This is a genomic window from Bordetella genomosp. 10 (assembly GCF_002261225.1).
Lineage (GTDB): Bacteria > Pseudomonadota > Gammaproteobacteria > Burkholderiales > Burkholderiaceae_B > Bordetella_C.
Genome location: NZ_NEVM01000005.1, coordinates 2,497,187 through 2,515,530 on the forward strand (window position 1 = coordinate 2,497,187; position 18,344 = coordinate 2,515,530).

Here is an 18,344-nt window from a genome sequence, read left to right on the forward strand (position 1 = left end):
GAACACCCTCTCTCACGCTCGTATTGGGTAGAAGCCAGGGTCTCGCGCCCTTGCTGGACGTATAAGACTATCGACGGCACTCGCCGCGTTTCACCGGGAAACGGTGCAAATCGCGGATTTATATCAGCCGCATCCGCCCCTTCAAGCAGCGGGGCGGGCGGACAAGCCCGCCATTATTACTCGATTTGTAGCAGCTTGAAACCCTGAGGAGAGCGTCTCCTACCCGCCCGCGATGGCCATCTGTTCGATGAGGATGGAGCCCGTCCGCTTCGTCCCGCGCACGATCTCGTCCGCGCCCACGGCGACGATCTGGCGGAACATATCGGCCAGATTGCCGGCGATGGTCACTTCCTGCACCGCGTGCTGGATGACGCCGTCCTTGACCCAGTAGCCGAACGCCCCGCGCGAATAATCGCCCGTCACGTAATTGACGCCCTGCCCGATCAACTCCGTGACCAGCAGCCCGGTGCCCATCTTGCGCAGCATGGCCGGCAGGTCGTCCCCCGGCTGGGTGTTGCGCGAGGCCAACGTCAGGTTGTGCGAGCCGCCGGCGTTGCCGGTGACGGGCATGCCCAGCTTGCGCGCGGTGTAGGTCGAGAGGAAATACCCTTGCAGCACGCCGCCGCGCACCACGTCGCGGGCGCGCGTGACCACGCCCTCGTCGTCGAAGGGCGAACTGCCCATGGCGCCGGGAATGTGCGGATCCTCGGTCACGTCCAGGTGATCGGCCAGCACCGGCTTGCCCAGGCTGTCGAGCAGGAAGGAGGCCTTGCGGTAGAGCGCGCCGCCGTTGGTCGCCTGCGTCAACGCGCCGAGCAGGCCCAGCGCCAGGGGCGCCTCGAACAGCACCGGGAACTTGCCGGTGGGAATGCGCCGCGCCGACAGCCGCGACAGCGCCCGCTCGGCAGCGTAGCGGCCGACCGCCTCGGGATTTGCCAGCTTGCTGGCGTCGCGCTCGCTGGAATACCAGAAATCGCGCTGCATATTGCTGCCGCGCCCGGCGATGGGCGCCACCGACAGGCTGTGCCGGGAATAGGGATAGCCGCCCAGGAACCCGCGCGTGTTGCCCATCACGAACTGGCCTTCGTAGGTGCCGAGCGAGGCCCCTTCGGTGTTGGTGATGCGCGGATCGACCGCGCGCGCCGCGCGTTCGGCGCGCAAGGCCAGCTCGGCGGCGCCTTCCGTGTCGATGGCCCAGGGGTAGTGCAGGCGCAGGTCCGGGTAGTCGCGCGCCAGGTTTTCCGCGTCGGGCAGGCCGGCGGCGGGGTCTTCGGCGGTCGCGCTGGCGATGTGCCAGGCGGCCTCCACGGTTTCGCGCAGCGCGGTCGGCGAGAAATCCGAGGTCGAGGCCGAACCGCGCCGCTGGCCGGCGTAGACGGTGACGTCCAGGGACCGGTCGCGCGTCTGCTCGACCGTCTCGATATCGTTCTTGCGCACCGACACCGACAGTCCCAGGCTTTCGGAAACTTCGGCGGCGGCGTCGCTGGCGCCGATTTTGCGGGCATGCGCCAGGGCGCTTTCGACCAGTTCGCTGAATCGCGCGTGGTTTTCGGCAATGGGCAGGGAGGAAGAGGAATTGACCATGAAAGCTCGCTTCAGAGAGACGGGTATGATACCCAGGTCCGCCACCGCGCAGCACGTTTTGGCCATCGCGCCTTCGCCCTCCCCTTATCTACTTATTAATTAGCCGCTCATTTTTATGTACGACCAGCCCGACTCCCCCGCCACCGACGATGACGACGGCGGCTACGACCGCCCCAGCAAGTCCCAGGTCAAGCGGGAGATGCTGGCCCTCACCGACCTGGGCAAGGAGCTGATCGCGCTTTCGCCGGAACGGCTGCGCCAGTTGCCCCTGGCGGAGCGCCTGCACGACGCCATCCGCGAAGCGCAGCGCACCACCAGCCGCGAAGGCCTGCGCCGCCAGACCCACTTCGTCGGCAAGCTCATGCGCGACGCGCCCGCCGAGGAAATCCGGCGGCAACTGGACGTCTGGCGCAACGGCTCGCGCGAGGAAACCGCCGCCATGCACCGCCTGGAGAAGCTGCGCGACCGCCTGATCGAGGACGACACGGCGCTCACCGAGCTGCTGAACCTCCATCCCGGCGCCGACGTGCAGCAACTGCGCACCCTGATACGCGAAGCGCGCAAGGAAGCCCGCGCCAATGCCGAGCTGCAACAGGGCCAGGAGCCCAAGCGCAAGCACTACCGCGCGCTCTTCCAGGCGCTGAAAAACCTGGAATGACCCGCCGGGCGCGGCATGCCCGCCGCCGGCCCCTCTCCCCCCTTTCGAATCCGGCCCCGCCATGACCTCAGACACGACGCCCGACCTGCTCGACTGCATCGAACTCCAGACCGGCCCGCAACCCACCCACGCCGTCATCTGGATGCACGGCCTGGGCGCGGACGGCAACGACTTCGTGCCCATCGTGCCCGAACTGCGCCTGCCGGCCACGCCGGCGGTGCGCTTCGTCTTTCCCAATGCCCCGGTGCAGCCGGTGACCATCAATGGCGGCATGGCGATGCCCGCCTGGTACGACATTTTCAACCGCGACCTGGTGCGGCGCGAGGACGGGCCCGGCATCCGGCGTTCCGAGGCGGCCATCCGCGCCCTCATCGCCCGGGAAAACGCGCGCGGCATCCCGACCTCGCGCATCGTGCTGGCCGGCTTTTCGCAAGGCTGCGCCATGACGCTGCACACCGGCCTGCGCCTGCCGGAAAAGCTGGCCGGCATGATGGCGCTGTCCGGCTACCTGCCCCTGTCGGACCTGGCCGCGGCCGAACGCCACGGCGCCAACCAGGACACGCCCATCTTCATGGCGCACGGCACCTACGACCCGGTGGTGGAACTGGGTCGCGCCACGGCCTCGCGCGACCTGCTGAAATCGCTCGGCTACGACGTGCGCTGGCACGACTATCCCATGCCGCATTCGGTCTGCGCGGAGGAAGTGGCGGACATCTCCGCCTTCCTGCGGGAAATCCTGGCCGGCGCCTAGGCCCCCGGCCCCTCAGCCGCCGTCGAGCCGCAGCCAGACCCGGCGCATGGTCGGGTCGTCGTCCGGCGACGGGTCGTTGGTGAAGCCCAGGCGCTGCATCAGCGTCAGCATCGGCCGGTTGGTCGCCAGCACCAGGCCGTCGATGTATTCCAGGCGCTGCTCGCGCGCTGCCTCGATGAGCGCCTGCATCAGTTGCCCGCCCAGGCCCCGCCCCTGCCAGTCGTCGCCCAGGACCAGCGCGTATTCCGCGCCGCGCCCGTCCGGATTGCGCAGGTAGTGGGCCAAGCCGATGATCACCTCGTGCGGATGCCCGCGGTGGGCGGGATTCGGCACCTCGGTGGTCGCCACCAGCGCCACCTCGCGGTCGTAGTCGACCTGGGTATAGCGCGCCAGCATGCGCGGCGTCAGCTCGCGCATCATGGACACGAAACGCATGTAGCGCGAGCGCTCCGACAGATGGCGGATGAAGTCCTGCAAGGCCTCCCCGTCCTCTGGACGGATGGGCCGGATGACCCAGGGCGTGCCGTCGGCGAACGCCCGGTGCTGCACCAGCCGCGACGGATACGGATGGATGGCCATGTGCGGATAGCCGCCCAGCCGCTGGCTGTCGTGCGCCGCCTCCGCCGTCAGCGTCACGCGCAGCGAGCGCGCGTACAGGCGCGTTTCGCCCGCGTACAGCGGATCGATGTCCAGCGAGGCGACGTCGGGCAGTTCGGTGATCAGCTCCGACACCTGCACCAGCGCCTGCTGCAAGGCCTCGAAGGCGGCGGTCCCCAGCCGGGACGCCAGCACCTTGCGCCAGATCCGGCTGCGTTCTATCAATTGGCGCGCCAGGAAACCGTTGAGCGGCGGCAGGTCCATGCCGCGATCCACCAGACTCAGCACGGCGTCGGGGCCGCCCGCGCCGAAGCGGATGACCGGCCCGAAATGCGCGTCGCGCTGGACCCGTATCGCCAGCGGCCGCGACAACGGTTCGTAGAGGCCGGCGGGCATGGTGTCGTGCACCGGCACCTGGAAAGCCGCCAGCAGGTCGCGCGCCTCGGCCGGCTCCAGGGTCAGCCGGCCGGCCGCGCGCGCGGCCGAGACGATGGCGTGGGCGGCGCCGTCGCCGCTGTGCACGGCATGCGGCAAGGCCGTCTGCGTCTGCAGCAGCAGTTGCTGGTTATAGAAGTGGGACGACAGCACGCCGAAGGCGTCGGCCGCCGACTCGGGCGTGCGGAAGGCCGAGGTGCCGGCGTCGTCCAGCATACGGCGCAAGGGACGCATGCCGGCGTCGCCCATGAAGCAAGACACGATGGGCTTGCGCGCGCGCGGCGCCACCTGCGCCAGCCGCTCGGCGACCGCCCGCATGTCCGCCAGCGCGTCGGGCGCCAGCAGCACCAGCACGCCGTCCACCTGGGAGTCGTCGTTGAGGATGTCCAGCACGCCCTGGATCCTGTCCGGCGTCAACGGCGCGTAGGTGATCACCGGATTGGCCACCGCCGCGCCCGGCTCCAGCAGCGCTTCCAGCGCCTGGCGGCTGGCCGGCGTCAGGTCGGCGCGCTCCACCGCCGCGTCGGGGCCGAGCAGGTCCAGCGCCAGTTGCGGCGGCCCGCTGCCGTTGGACAGCAGCGCGACGCGGCGGCCGCGCGGACGCCGCGTGTATCCCAGCACCTTGACCGCGGAGAACAACTGCACGAAATAGCGCACGCGCACCGCGCCGGCCCGGCGCAGCACGGCGTCGAACACGGCGTCGTCGTCCTGCCCGCGGCCGGCCTTGAGCACCACCACCGGCTTGACCGAGGCGGCCGCGCGCAAGGCGCTGATGAATTCGCGCGCCGGCCCGACGTCCTCCAGGTACAGCGCGATGCTGTCGGTGCGCGGATCGGTCGCCAGGTAGTCCAGCACCGGCCCGAGCCTGACGATGGCCTCGTCGCCCAGCGCGATGGCGGTGGAAAAGCCGATGTGCACGTCCTCGGCCCAATCCATGACGGCGGCGATGATGGAGCGCGATTGCGCCACCAGCGCCACCCGGCCGCTGCGCGCCAGCGTCGGGTGCTGGCTGAAGTTGTAGCCGGCGGGCGGCCGCTGCACGCCGAAGGCGCGCGGCCCCAGCAACTGGCAATGGTTCTCCCGGGCCCAGGCCTGGCAGAGCGCCATGGTGCCGCGCGGATAGGGATCGGGCTCCTCGTGCGGCAGCACGATGAGGGCGCGCGGCGCGCGCGGCGCCAGCCGGCGCAAGGTCTCCGCGAACATGGCGGGCGACACGCAGACCAGCCCCAGGTCCGGCCTTTCGTGGTCGGCCAGGCCGGTCAACTGGGCGGGAATCTCCGGGGCCTCGTCGCGGGCGACGTCGACGCGCGTGGTGCGCGCCGCCAGCGCGGCCGGCAGGGTCGCCACGCCAGGCAGCGGCCGGTCCGCGACGACGATCAGGGAACGGGGTCCGAAAAGGGAGGCGAGCGGGTGTCGAAGCATGGATTACGTACGCTATTCTAAAATGCGTCCAGAACGCAATATGACCGGCCTTTTTTCATGACCCAGACCACGCCTACCCCTGCCCCCATCCGCACCCGCTTCGCCCCGTCGCCCACCGGCTTCCTTCACCTGGGCGGCGCGCGCACCGCGCTGTTTTCCTGGGCCTTCGCCCGCCACCACAAGGGCACCTTCGTGCTGCGCATCGAGGACACGGACGTCGAGCGCTCCACCCCCGAGGCCGTGCAGGCGATCCTCGACAGCATGGACTGGCTGGGCATGCAGCCCGACGAAGGTCCGTTCTACCAGATGCAGCGGATGGACCGCTACCGCGAAGTGGTGGCGCAGATGCTGGAAGCCGGCACCGCCTACCATTGCTACTGCTCGCCGCAGGAAGTAGAGGCCATGCGCGAGAAAGCCCGCGCGGCCGGCCTGAAGCCCCGCTACGACGGCACCTGGCGGCCCGAGCCCGGCAAGACCCTGCCGCCGGCGCCCGCCGGCGTCCAGCCGGTGGTGCGCTTCCGCAATCCGCAGACGGGCGCGACGAGCTGGAACGACATGGTCAAGGGCCCGATCAGCTTCGACAACGGCGAACTGGACGACCTCATCATCGCCCGCCCGGATGGCACGCCCACCTATAACTTCTGCGTGGTGGTCGACGACTGGGACATGGGCATCACCCATGTCTTGCGGGGCGACGACCACGTCAACAACACGCCGCGCCAGATCAACATCCTGCGCGCCCTCGGCGCGCAACTGCCCGAGTACGGCCACGTGCCCATGATTCTCGGCCCGGACGGCGAGAAACTGTCCAAGCGCCACGGCGCCGTCAACGTCATGGAGTACGACAACGAAGGCTACCTGCCGGAGGCCATGGTGAATTACCTGGCGCGCCTGGGCTGGAGCCATGGCGACGACGAGCTGTTCACCCGCGACCAACTGGTGGAATGGTTCGACACGCGCCACCTGTCGAAATCGGCCTCGCAGTGGGATCCGAAGAAGCTGAACTGGGTCAACGCCCACTACATCCGCCAGATGGCCGACGGCGAACTGGCCGCCCGCGTGGCGCCGCGCATCCACAAGCGCGGCGGCAAGACCGACGCCGTCGACCTGCCCGCCGTCATGCACTTGCTGAAGGACCGCGCCGAGACCCTGGAACAACTGGCCGACGGCGCCATGCTGTTCTGCGGGGACTTCCCCGGCATTCCCGCCGACCTGGCGGCCCAGCACCTGACCGAAACGGCGCGCGTGGCGCTGGCCGATTTCGCCCTGCGCGCGGCGGCCGGCGAGTGGACGCGCGAGGCGCTGTCGGCCGCCATCAAGGCGGTGCTGGCCGAGCGCGGCCTGAAGATGCCGCAGTTGGGCATCCCCCTGCGCGTGGCCGTGACCGGCCAGCAGCAAACGCCGGCCATCGATGCCGTGCTGGCCTTGCTGGGCAGGGACGTGGTGCTGGCGCGCCTGGGGCAACTGCAGGACTGACGGCGCGTGGCGGCGCGATCAGGACGGGCGGCGGATCAGGGCAGGCGGTAGTTGGACGCCATGCGGGTGGCCGTGATCAGTTGCCCGTTCGGCTTGAGCTCGCGCATGCGCGCGTGCTTGCCGTCTATCTTCTCGACCTGGTAGCGGTTGCGGTAGATGGGGTCGCTGACGTCGACCGGATCGCCGTAGGAGGCGGTGGTCTGCATGGTGTAGACGCCATCGGCATAGGTCCAGCAACCGGATTCGCTCAGCGCCGGCCGGACCCGCTTGCCGATCTTCAACTGCGTCTGGTAGGTCATACGCCCGTCGGGCGACAGCACCGTCAGGGTCTGCAGGTTGCCGGCCACGCCATGCGGCGTCGACACGGAATACCAGGTGCCGACCAATGGCGAATCGGCGGCGACCGGCGTGCAGGCGACCGGCTTGGGCGCCGCCGGCGCTTGCGGGGCGGCGGCCACCGGCTGCGGTTTCTTGACGGCGCAACCGGTCAGAACCAAGGTCGCGGCGACCATGCCGCTGCACAGGAATCCGATGGCGCGGCCACCGGAAAACACGACTCGACTGCTCATGAAAACCTCGAAACTTCGCAAAAACCCCCGGAAAAGCCGGAAAAAAGGGCAATGCGACAGGAGACTTCATTCTGAATAGCCCGCTCGCAAGAATCAATCTCGGCATGGTGCCGGCATGCCGCGGCTGTGCAATTGCGCAACAGTTGCTCAGCAGTAAGGCATGCCGGTTCCCCCCATCGCGGCAGTCATATATATGCATCCGGGTGAACGAAGCGGCCACTTCGCTCATCAGCGCCGGCTGACGGGCATGCTGTCGGCCCTCCCCGCCATGCGCTGGGCCTCCCGCTTAACTCTTGTAACAACTAAAGGCCGAACTGTTATGTGGCCGGGCTTGTAGCCGACCCGTTCCATCACTAGAATTAGTGCCTGGGAGCGGGGTAGAACACTATATCTTGTGGTCAGATGCGGTCGGATTTCGTTCCGTCCTTTTACTATTGCCGCGCATCCGCGACCGTCCTTCCCACCGCCAAAGCAAACATATACACACAGACGCGACCTTTTCTCGCGTCTTTTTCTTCGCACAGGAGCTTCCATGCAGACTTCGATCGCCTCTGTGACCCGGCCCTCCACCGCCGTGCCGCCCTCTGAAACCGAAAACGCCGCCGCCAATGCGCAATGGGCCGGCTATCAGGTCATCCGCCGCAATGGCGCGGTGGTCGGATTCGAACCTGGCAAGATCGCCATCGCGCTGACCAAGGCCTTCCTGGCCGTCAACGGCGGCCAGGGCGCCGCCTCGGCGCGCGTGCGCCAGATCGTCGAGACGCTGACCAGCCAGGTCGTGCACGCGCTGGTGCGCAGCCGCCCCAACGGCGGCACCTTCCATATCGAGGACATCCAGGACCACGCCGAACTGGCGCTGATGCGCTCGGGCGAGCATGACGTCGCCCGCGCCTACGTCCTCTACCGCGAAAAGCGCGCCCAGGAGCGCGCCGCCGCCGATCAGAAAACCAAGACCGCCGAAACCGCCGTCCCGGAAACCACGCTGAACGTGACCGAGAACGGCGTCAAGCGCCCGCTCGACCTGGTCGCCCTGCGCGCCACCATCGACGCGGCCGGCGAAGGCCTGACCGACTACATCGACGCCGGCTCCATCCTGAAGGAAACGGTCAAGAACCTGTACGACGGCATCCCGGTCGACGAGGTCTACAAGTCCGCCATCCTGTCGGCGCGCGCGCTGGTCGAGAAGGACCCGGCCTACAGCCAGGTCACCGCCCGCCTGCTGCTGCACACGATCCGCAAGGAAGTGCTGGGCGAGGAAGCGTCGCAGGACAGCATGGCCGTCCGCTACGCCGAATACTTCCCCGCCTTCATCGCGCGCGGCATCGAAGGCCAGTTGCTCGATCCCAAGCTGGCGCAATTCGACCTGCCGCGCCTGGGCAAGGCCTTGAACGCCAAGCGCGACCTGCAGTTCAGCTACCTGGGCCTGCAGACGCTGTACGACCGCTACTTCCTGCACATCCGCGGCCGCCGCATCGAGCTGCCGCAGGTCTTCTTCATGCGCGTCGCCATGGGCCTGGCGCTGGGCGAGACCAAGCCGGGCGTGGACCGCGAAGCCCGCGCCATCGAGTTCTACGAGATCCTGTCGTCGTTCGACTTCATGAGCTCCACGCCGACGCTGTTCAACTCGGGCACCCTGCACTCGCAACTGTCGTCGTGCTACCTGACCACGGTCTCCGACGACCTGGAAGGCATCTACGACGCCATCAAGGAAAACGCGCTGCTGGCCAAGTACGCCGGCGGCCTGGGCAACGACTGGACCCCGGTGCGCGCGCTGCGCAGCCACATCAAGGGCACCAACGGCGAAAGCCAGGGCGTCGTGCCCTTCCTGAAGGTGGTCAACGACACCGCCGTGGCGGTAAACCAGGGCGGCAAGCGCAAGGGCGCGGTCTGCACCTACCTGGAAACGTGGCACCTGGACATCGAAGAATTCCTGGAACTGCGCAAGAACACCGGCGACGAACGCCGCCGCACGCACGACATGAACACGGCGAACTGGATTCCCGACCTGTTCATGAAGCGCGTCATCGAAAACGGCGAGTGGACGCTGTTCTCGCCGTCCGATTGCCCGGACCTGCACGACAAGTACGGCCAGGAATTCGAGAAGGCCTACCTCGGCTACGAAGCCCGCGCGGCCAGCGGCGACCTGAAGCTGTTCAAGAAGATGCCGGCGCTCACGCTGTGGCGCAAGATGCTGTCGATGCTGTTCGAAACCGGCCATCCGTGGATCACGTTCAAGGATCCTTGCAACATCCGCTCGCCGCAGCAGCACGTCGGCGTGGTGCACAGCTCCAACCTCTGCACCGAGATCACGCTGAACACCAACGAGTCGGAAATCGCCGTCTGCAACCTGGGTTCGGTGAACCTGGTCGCGCACATGAAGCCGGCGGCCAAGGGCGGCTACGAGCTGGATCTGGAAAAGCTCGAGCGCACCATCGGCATCGCCATGCGCATGCTGGACAACGTCATCGACATCAACTACTACGCGGTGAAGAAGGCGAAGGACTCCAACGAGCGCCATCGCCCGGTCGGCCTGGGCATCATGGGCTTCCAGGATTGCCTGCACATGATGCGCGTGCCGTACGCGTCGCAGGATGCGGTCGAGTTCGCCGACCGTTCGATGGAAGCGGTGTGCTATTACGCCTACTCGGCGTCGAGCGCGCTGGCGCAGGAACGCGGCCGCTATCAAACGTATGAAGGCTCGCTGTGGGACCGCGGCATCCTGCCGCAAGACACGCTCGCGCTGCTGCGCGAAGCGCGCGGCGGCTATGTCGATGTCGATGCGTCGAGCGCGCTCGATTGGGATGCGTTGCGCGCGCGCATCAAAGAACACGGCATGCGCAACTCCAATTGCGTGGCAATCGCCCCAACGGCGACGATTTCCAATATTATTGGCGTATCCGCCTGCATCGAACCGACTTACCAGAATCTATACGTTAAATCGAATCTGTCCGGCGAGTTCACGGTCGTCAACGATTACCTGGTACGCGACTTGAAGAAACTCGGTCTCTGGGACGAAGTGATGGTCGCCGACCTCAAGTATTTCGACGGCAGCCTGTCCCGCATCGATCGCGTGCCCGCCGAACTCCGCAAGGTCTACGCCACCGCGTTCGAAGTCGAACCTAGCTGGCTGGTCGAAGCGGCGTCGCGCCGGCAGAAATGGATCGACCAATCGCAATCTCTCAATATTTACATGGCTGGCGCATCGGGCAAGAAACTCGACGACACCTACAAGCTTGCATGGCAGCGTGGTCTGAAGACGACGTACTACCTGCGCACGCTGGGCGCCACCAGTGCGGAAAAATCCACGGGCCGGGGCGGCGAACTGAACGCCGTTTCCAATGGCAATCCGGCTGCTGCCTCCAGCACGGCAGCGGCTCCGGCACAGAACTTGCCGGAACCCGAAGTCGTCGGGGCGGTTTGCACCATGCGACCGGGCGATCCCGGTTTCGAAGAGTGCGAAGCCTGCCAGTAATTGCCCCCGGAGAATTCAAGCATGATTAATTGGGAAGACGACAACGTCGCGCTGCAACCGGCGCAAAACTCCAACCCGGCAGCCGGACTGCCGGCCCGTCCGTCGACCGGCGCGTTCGGCGAATCCGCCCTGCCCGCGGCCCAGGCGCAAGCCGCCGCGCCCGCCGGCGAAGGCGCGGCGCATCGCGTCAAGGTCGCCGACAAGCGCATCATCAATGGCGAGACGGACGTCAATCAACTGGTGCCGTTCAAGTACAAATGGGCGTGGGAAAAATACCTCGCCACTTGCGCCAACCACTGGATGCCGCAAGAAATCAATATGTCGCGCGACATCGCGCTGTGGAAGAACCCCAACGGGCTGACCGAGGACGAGCGCCGCATCATCAAGCGCAACCTGGGTTTCTTCGTCACGGCCGATTCGCTGGCGGCGAACAACATCGTGCTGGGCACCTACCGCCACATCACGGCACCCGAATGCCGCCAGTTCCTGCTGCGCCAGGCATTCGAGGAAGCCATCCACACGCACGCCTATCAGTACATCGTCGAAAGCCTGGACCTGGACGAGGCGGAGATCTTCAACGCCTACAACGAAGTGCCGTCCATCCGCGCCAAGGACGAATTCCTCATTCCGTTCATCGAAGCCATCGCCGATCCGAACTTCAAGACCGGCACGCCCGAGGCCGACCAGACGCTGCTGAAGTCGCTGATCGTGTTCGCGTGCCTGATGGAAGGCCTGTTCTTTTACGTGGGCTTCACGCAGATCCTTGCGCTGGGCCGCCAGAACAAGATGACCGGCGCCGCCGAACAGTACATGTACATCCTGCGCGATGAATCCATGCACTGCAACTTCGGCATCGATCTGATCAACACCGTCAAACTCGAGAATCCGCATCTGTGGACGCCTGAATTCCGTGAAGAAATTCGCGGACTCTTCCTCAAAGCGGTCGAACTCGAATATGCTTACGCCGAAGATACGATGCCGCGCGGCGTGCTGGGCCTGAATGCACCGATGTTCAAGTCCTATCTGCGCTTCATCGCGAATCGCCGGTGCCAGCAGATCGGTATCGAAGCGCTGTTCCCGCAGGAAGAGAATCCCTTCCCGTGGATGGCGGAAATGATCGATCTGAAGAAAGAACGAAACTTTTTCGAAACCCGAGTAATCGAATACCAAACCGGAGGCACGCTGAACTGGGAATGATCCCGGTCAGGGTGTTCGAAGGCTGATAAGACTAGCGGTAGGCGGTGCACGGCGCACCGCCCACCCGCGCCATTTGAAATGGCTCGCGCCCGATTGCGCGGGGGCCATATCAAATGGTTGTGCCGTATTCATTAGCGCACATCGCAGTAGCTGCCGCCCGTCCGGGGCAGCGGTATGCGCCGATGAATAGCCCGGGCAGCGACCCGCCATGTGGCGGGCCGGTGCACGGGTTTAAGTTCTGGGACCCCTGAACCTAAGGAGCAAAACCATGGCAACTGCCAAGAAAGCCGCCAAGAAGGCGGTGAAGAAAGCCCCGGCCAAGAAGGCCGCGGCCAAGAAAGCCCCGGCCAAAAAAGCCGCGGTGAAGAAGGTTGCGGCAAAGAAGGTCGCCGTCAAGAAAGTCGCGGCCAAGAAGGCTGTGAAGAAGGCCGTGAAGAAGGTTGCGGTCAAGAAGGTTGCCGCCAAGAAGGCGCCGGCCAAGAAAGCCGCGGTCAAGAAAGTCGCTGCCAAGAAGGCCCCGGCCAAGAAAGCCGTAGCCAAGAAGGCCGTTGCGAAGAAGGCTGTCGCCAAGAAAGCCGTCGCCAAGAAGGCGACTGCCAAAAAGGCGGTCAAGAAGGCCGTAGCCAAGAAGGCCCCCGCGAAAAAGGCTGCTGCGAAGAAGCCCGCCGCGAAGAAGGCCCCTGCCAAGAAGGCTGCCGCCAAGAAGCCGGCTGCTGCCCCCTCGGCCGCTGCTGCCCCTGCTGCGAAGACGGCGTTGAATCCCGCCGCCTCGTGGCCCTTCCCGACCGGCGGCCGTCCGTAAGGACCGACTGCCAGTCTAAGCAGCACCAGCAGTACCAGCAGTATCTGAAGCCACCTGGCCCAAAGCCAGGTGGCTTTTTCAATGGCGCGGGCGCGCGGGCGCTCTCATCCGCCCTTCCCTCACATCCCCTGGCGATCTTTCACGGGCCGATTCAAGGCTTGGTCTTGCTATCGTGCGAGAATGCGTGTTGCCGTAAAACCCTAACTTTGCGATCAAGGCGGCCCATGTTCGGCGATATCTCCAGTTTCCTACTCGACACCGTCTTCACCCTGTTCGGGGCCGCGCTGATCGCGCGGGCCTGGCTGCACGCCGTGCGCATGCATCCATTCAACCCCGTGGCGCGGGTGATCTACCAGGCCACCAACTGGCTGGTGATGCCGCTGCGCAAGCTGCTGCCCGCGCGCGGCATGGTGGATGGCGCCAGCCTGCTGGCCGCCTGGCTGACCGCCCTGGTCTATCTGCTGCTCACGTGGCTGCTGGTGCTGGGCCTGGTGATGCCGCTGTCGGCCCTGGCCCCCGCCGTGCTGGTGTCCTTCCTGACGGTAGTGCGCTGGGCCTTCAACCTGCTGGTGTGGGTCACGCTGGCCCAGGCCATCCTGTCCTGGGTCAATCCCCTGGCGCCCATCATGCCGCTGCTGCAGACGCTCACCGATCCGCTGCTGGAGCCGATCCGCCGCGTCTTGCCGCGTGGCGGGATCGATTTCTCGCCCCTGGTCCTGGTGGTGCTGGGCCAGTGCGCGGTCATGGTCATCACGCGCATCAGCTACGCCATCTTCGCGCTTTGAACGCCGGCCGGCGATCGCGCCGGCATGGATGGAAATGGAAATGGGAAAGGCCTGGATCCGGTGTAAACCGGATCCAGGCCTTTGTCTTTCATCGGCCGCCCTGACGGCGGCCAGGGATCGCGACGGCGGGAACCGCCCTTTATCGGGCCGGCTCCCCTGCCGCCCTGCCCGCCGCTTATTGCAGCGGAACGATGCGGGTCGGACCGTTGCCGCTGATCACCTGGACGCGCTGGCCCACGCTGACCGGCACGTCGGCGGCCTGAGCCACCACGCGGGTTTCGCCGTTGTCCAGGCGCACCGTGATTTCCAGGCCGGAGGTGGTGCCCACGCGGTTCTCGATGGCATTGCCCGCCAGCGCGCCCAGGATCACGCCGCCGACCGTGGCGATGGCGCGGCCGCTGCCGCCGCCGACGGCGTTGCCCGCCACGCCGCCCAAGGCGCCGCCGGCCACCAGGCCGGCGCCCGAGGAGCGGTCGTTCTCGATGGTGATGGGACGCACGCCGGTCACCGTGCCGGTGCGCACGATCTGCTCACGCTGCGCCTGGTCGTAGCTGTACACGCCGCTGGACGCATTGGGATTGGCACAACCGGCCAGCAAGGCGACGGAAGTGGCGACCGCGCCCGCCGCCAGCCAGCGCACGGCTCGCGCACGGATCGGGGTGAAGGATGCTTTGTTTTGAGTCATGGTTTGCGAGCTCCTGAAACGGGGTTGCTGCGACACAGATAATACGCCTCCGGCTAGGGTAAACGAGCAGTAAACGACGCCCGAGAAATAGCCTGCAACGATTTCTTTACCTTAGTGCATAGGCCAAGTCGAAAGTTTCCGCCGTGTTGCCGGTGCTTGCACATGGCAGAGCGATCTTCACACCGGCAGGCTGATTCCATACGTCTGTAGCAAGGATTTACTGATCTCCTCGCGCGACGGGCGATGGTTCTGCGGACCGCGGGAGGCGATCTTGATGGCCCCCATCACGTTGCCCAGGCGGCAGCAGTCCAGCCAGCTCCAGCCCAGGCTCAGGCCATACAGCACGCCGGCGCGATGCGCGTCGCCGCAACCGGTGGGATCGACCACCTGCGTCGCCGCGATCGGCGCGATATGCTGTTCGCCCTCTTTCGTCCACAGACTGGCCCCCTCGCCGCCGCGCGTGACGATGGCGGCTTGCAAGCCCCGTGCCAGCTCGGCGATGCTGCTGCCCGTGCGCTGCTCCACCACGCCCGCTTCGTAGTCGTTGACCGTCAGCACCTGCGCCCATTGCAGCATGCGGCGCAGGTCGGCGCCGTCGAACAGGGGCATGGCCTGGCCCAGGTCGAAGATGAAGGGAATGCCGGCCGCGTGCAGGCGTTCGGCGTGCGCGAACATGCCTTCCTTGGCGTCGGGCGCGACGATGGCCCAGGCCGCCTTGGCGCCGCTGACGTCGTTCTGCGCGGAAAAGCTCATGGCGCCCGGGTGGAAGGCGGCGATCTGGTTGTCGTCCAGGTCGGTGGTGATGAAGCATTGCGCGGTCAAGGTCTGGGGAATCACCTTGACGCGGCTGGCGTCGATCTCCAGGGCGCGCAGCCGTTCCAGGTAATCGCCGGCGTCCTCGCCCACCGTGGCGACCGGGACCGGATTGCCGCCCAGCAGCTTGAGGTTGTAGGCGATGTTGCCGGCGCAGCCGCCGTATTCCTTGCGCATGGACGGCGTCAGGAAGGAGACGCTGAGGGACTGGACGCGCTCAGGCAGGATGTGCTCTTTGAAGTGGCCTTCGAAGACCGCAATGGTGTCGAACGCCATCGAACCGCAAACCAGCACAGGTGATGCCATGGTGAATCCTCTATTCGGGGGGAAGATCAGGGAAAGAATTTGTCGAGCTGATAGCCGTTGACCTGCGCGCCGGCGATCCGCAGGGGCACGCTCAGGGTCTGTTCGCCGCCGGCCGGAAAGGCCGAGCTCGCGTCGGTGGGCAGGTAATCGTCGGGACGCAGGATCTTGCGCACCACCACGGTATCGGAGAGATCGGTCAGCTCCAGCACCAGCGCCGGCCAGGGCTGCGGCTTGTCGTAGCGGTTGCGCAGGGTCACGTTGAGCACCAGCCGGGTGATGCCGTCGTCGGTGGCGGCCGCGCCGGCGGGCGGCTGCAATGACGACGCGGTGATGGAGATGCGCTCCAGCCGGCGCGGATAGCCGACCTCGCAGCCCAGCGCGCCGCAGGCGGCCTGCAAGGCCGGGCGCAGCGCGGGCACGGCGCTGGCCACCGCGGACCGGTAGACGTAGAGCCACTGCAGGCCCAGCACGCACAGGGCCAGCAGGCAGCCGAGCGCCCACAGGCGGCGGACCAGGGCGGCGCGGCGCAGTCGGGTCTCGTCCATGAAAACCGGCGGCGCCATGCCGGCGTCGACGTCGTCGTCGTAGCGGGTGCGCGCTTCGCCCCTGACCGGGGTATAGGCGCCGTCGTCGGCGTCATCGTCGCCGATGCGGGGATCGTGCGGCGGGTAGATATATACGCCGCCGTCGCGGCGGATATCCGGTTCGTCGCGGGCGGGCCGTTCTTCCCGTTCGTCCCGCTCGTTTCGTCCGGCCCGCCGGTCCCACGACTGCGCCGCCTCCCCGGCGTCCGCCTCGTCCCGGTTGTCCGATTCGAGACGGCGGTCCTCCTCGTCGATCTCGTGGCCGTGCAGGTCGTCGTCGTATCGCTCGTCGGCCGGATCGACATAGACCGGCCGTTGGCGGCGGCGGATGACCTGCGGGTCGCCGTGGTCGTCCTTGCCGCCATGAACGATCCCGCGGTCCTCGGCTTCCTTGTCACCGCCAAGGCCCCTGACGCCATGGACATCCTTGTCATCGCCGAAGTCCCTGGCGACATGGACGTCCTCGTCGTCATCGAACGGCTCGTCCTCATCCTCCGGCGCATCGCGGGAAAGGAGCGTCGGCTCCTGGCGCCAGGAGTCCGAGCGGCCGCGCAGCACCGCCGGCGGATCCGCCGGCAGCACCGGCTCCGTGGCCCACAAATGGGCATCGGAAATATCGTCCCGGACCGGCGGCGGCACGGTGTGAGGAACGGGCGGCGCGGGCCGCTCATCCCACGGCGGCGCGGAACGATCGGCCGGCGACGCGGGCGCCGGCGCGGAGGCGCCTTCGCTGCGCGAGGACGGCGCGTCCGGCACCCTGGAACTCAGCGTGGGCGCCGCCGGAGGCGGCGCGACCGGTATCGGGGGCGCGACAGGCGGCGCGGCGGCCGGGCCGGGGGGGCCGAGGGGGCCGTTCGAAACGAAGGGCCCCGCCGCGGGCGGCGCAGCAGCGGGTGCGGATTCGGGTACAGGAGCGGGCGAGGATGCAGGCGAGGGATCAGACGTGGACGACGGTGTAGGTGCAGGCGCCAGCACGGGCACGTCCTCGTCGACGATGGCTTCGTAGCCATCGAAGACCCGCGCGCAGACGCCGCAGCGGACCAGCCCGTTACGCACCCGCAGTTGATCCGCGACGACCTTGAAGGCGGTACCGCAATGGGGGCAGCGTGTGGTCAGGGCCATGGCGCGCGATCCACTTCAGCGGGAATCAGGCCTGCCGGCCATGCAGGCAGACCCAGCCGTCCAGCGCGCGCCATACCGACATTTGCAGGTATTTGGCATACACCGCGCACACTTCCTCCGCCTGCCGCTCCAGGACGCCCGACAACACCAGCGAGCCGCCCGGCGCGACGCGGCTGCTGAGCAGCGGCGCCAGCACCTTCAGCGGGTTGGACAGGATATTCGCCACCACCACGTCGCTGAGCCCGTCGGGCATGGCGTCCGGCAGCATGGCTTGCAGTTCGACGCGGTTGACGCGGGCATTCTCCAGCGTCGCCAGCACGGCCTGTTCGTCGATGTCCACCGCCACCGTGTGGCCGGCGCCGAGCTTGCGCGCGGCGATGGCGAGGATGCCCGAGCCGCAGCCATAGTCCAGCACCGTGGCGCCGCGCGGCAGCCCGGCTTCCAGCCAGGCCAGGCACAGATGGGTGGTGGGGTGGCTGCCCGTGCCGAAGGCCAGGCCGGGATCGAGTTCGATATGGATGCCGCCGCCGGCGTCCGGGACCGTGTCCATGCCGGGCACGGCGGGATCGTCGCGATGCCAGCTCGGCACGATCCAGATGCGGTCGGCGATGTGTATGGGCCCGAATTGGGCCTGCGTCAGGCGCACCCAATCGGCGTCGGGCACGTCGCGCAGCGACCAGTTTTCGAGCGCGCCGGCGTAATCGTCGCCCAGGATGCCGCGGACTTCCTCGACGATCTGCGCCGGATCGGCGCCGTCGGGCAGCAGGGCCACGACCTGATTGCGCTCCCAGGCCTGGACGTCCGGTTCCGTGCCGGGCTCGCCGAAAAGCGGCTGCTCCTGGTCGGTGTCGCGGTCGGCGTCCTCGACCGATACCGACAGCACGCCGGCCGCCAGCAATTCGTCGGACAAGGCTTCGGCCTGCGCCTCGGGGCAATGGAGCACGAGCTCACGCATGATGGTCTTCCGTATTTTGTGCCAGTCCCGCCGATAGGAATTGCCCCCACGCCGCTTGCTGCCCCCAAGGGGGCTTTTTGCCTTGGGGCGGCCCGGCGGCAAAAAACGCCGGGCGCAAACCTCGGTGCCCA

14 protein-coding genes and 1 pseudogene are annotated in these 18,344 nt (G+C 67.1%); 7 read left to right on the forward strand and 8 right to left on the reverse strand.

Translation table 11 applies throughout. The annotated features are described in order from the left end of the window. Positions 1-219 precede the first annotated feature (219 nt). A complete protein-coding gene (gene pmbA, locus CAL29_RS27320; RefSeq protein ID WP_094856032.1) occupies positions 220-1,584 on the reverse strand; it encodes a metalloprotease PmbA in 1,365 nt (454 codons plus the stop codon). Positions 1,585-1,699: 115 nt separating this feature from the next. On the opposite strand from pmbA, the gene yjgA reads away from it, so the two are divergent. Further along, positions 1,700-2,242 carry a ribosome biogenesis factor YjgA gene (yjgA, locus tag CAL29_RS27325; protein ID WP_094856033.1) on the forward strand — a complete coding sequence of 181 codons (543 nt, stop codon included), beginning with the start codon at positions 1,700-1,702 and terminating at the stop codon, positions 2,240-2,242. Positions 2,243-2,303: 61 nt separating this feature from the next. Then, complete coding sequence (locus CAL29_RS27330; protein WP_094856034.1) at positions 2,304-2,993, forward strand: alpha/beta hydrolase; 690 nt, start codon at positions 2,304-2,306, stop codon at positions 2,991-2,993. 12 nt (positions 2,994-3,005) lie between these two features. On the opposite strand, the gene CAL29_RS27335 is transcribed toward CAL29_RS27330, so the two are convergent. Beyond that, a complete protein-coding gene (locus CAL29_RS27335) occupies positions 3,006-5,447 on the reverse strand; it encodes a bifunctional acetate--CoA ligase family protein/GNAT family N-acetyltransferase (protein ID WP_094856035.1) in 2,442 nt (813 codons plus the stop codon). Positions 5,448-5,504: 57 nt separating this feature from the next. On the opposite strand from CAL29_RS27335, the gene gltX reads away from it, so the two are divergent. Further along, positions 5,505-6,923, forward strand: coding sequence for a glutamate--tRNA ligase (gltX, locus tag CAL29_RS27340; RefSeq protein ID WP_094856036.1), 1,419 nt, complete (start codon positions 5,505-5,507; stop codon positions 6,921-6,923). A 35-nt stretch (positions 6,924-6,958) separates the two neighbouring features. Here gltX and CAL29_RS27345 read toward each other — a convergent pair whose 3' ends face one another. Beyond that, positions 6,959-7,492: a hypothetical protein gene (locus tag CAL29_RS27345; RefSeq protein WP_373559819.1), complete on the reverse strand. Its 534-nt coding sequence runs from the start codon at positions 7,490-7,492 to the stop codon at positions 6,959-6,961. A gap of 532 nt (positions 7,493-8,024) precedes the next feature. On the opposite strand from CAL29_RS27345, the gene CAL29_RS27350 reads away from it, so the two are divergent. The 4 genes from CAL29_RS27350 to CAL29_RS27365 all read left to right on the forward strand — a co-directional run bounded on the left by CAL29_RS27350 (position 8,025) and on the right by CAL29_RS27365 (position 13,748). After that, positions 8,025-10,964 carry a ribonucleoside-diphosphate reductase subunit alpha gene (locus CAL29_RS27350; protein ID WP_094856037.1) on the forward strand — a complete coding sequence of 980 codons (2,940 nt, stop codon included), beginning with the start codon at positions 8,025-8,027 and terminating at the stop codon, positions 10,962-10,964. 21 nt (positions 10,965-10,985) lie between these two features. After that, entirely contained in the window at positions 10,986-12,161 is a 1,176-nt protein-coding gene (locus CAL29_RS27355) for a ribonucleotide-diphosphate reductase subunit beta (RefSeq protein ID WP_094856038.1), read from the forward strand. 268 nt (positions 12,162-12,429) lie between these two features. Then, entirely contained in the window at positions 12,430-12,963 is a 534-nt protein-coding gene (locus CAL29_RS27360) for a histone H1-like DNA-binding protein (protein WP_094856039.1), read from the forward strand. Between the two features lie 224 nt (positions 12,964-13,187). Beyond that, a complete protein-coding gene (locus CAL29_RS27365; RefSeq protein WP_094856040.1) occupies positions 13,188-13,748 on the forward strand; it encodes a YggT family protein in 561 nt (186 codons plus the stop codon). Positions 13,749-13,923: 175 nt separating this feature from the next. On the opposite strand, the gene CAL29_RS27370 is transcribed toward CAL29_RS27365, so the two are convergent. The 5 genes and pseudogenes from CAL29_RS27370 to prmA form a co-directional block, all read right to left on the reverse strand. After that, positions 13,924-14,433: an outer membrane lipoprotein gene (locus CAL29_RS27370; protein WP_094856041.1), complete on the reverse strand. Its 510-nt coding sequence runs from the start codon at positions 14,431-14,433 to the stop codon at positions 13,924-13,926. Between the two features lie 177 nt (positions 14,434-14,610). Continuing rightward, entirely contained in the window at positions 14,611-15,552 is a 942-nt protein-coding gene (locus CAL29_RS27375; protein WP_094856042.1) for a carbohydrate kinase family protein, read from the reverse strand. A gap of 26 nt (positions 15,553-15,578) precedes the next feature. Next, positions 15,579-16,694, reverse strand: coding sequence for a DUF3426 domain-containing protein (locus tag CAL29_RS32330; protein WP_444979157.1), 1,116 nt, complete (start codon positions 16,692-16,694; stop codon positions 15,579-15,581). A 459-nt stretch (positions 16,695-17,153) separates the two neighbouring features. Next, positions 17,154-17,258, reverse strand: a pseudogene (locus CAL29_RS32350) (MJ0042-type zinc finger domain-containing protein); the annotation flags it as partial. 25 nt (positions 17,259-17,283) lie between these two features. Next, positions 17,284-18,213: a 50S ribosomal protein L11 methyltransferase gene (prmA, locus tag CAL29_RS27385; protein WP_094856044.1), complete on the reverse strand. Its 930-nt coding sequence runs from the start codon at positions 18,211-18,213 to the stop codon at positions 17,284-17,286. Positions 18,214-18,344 lie beyond the last annotated feature (131 nt).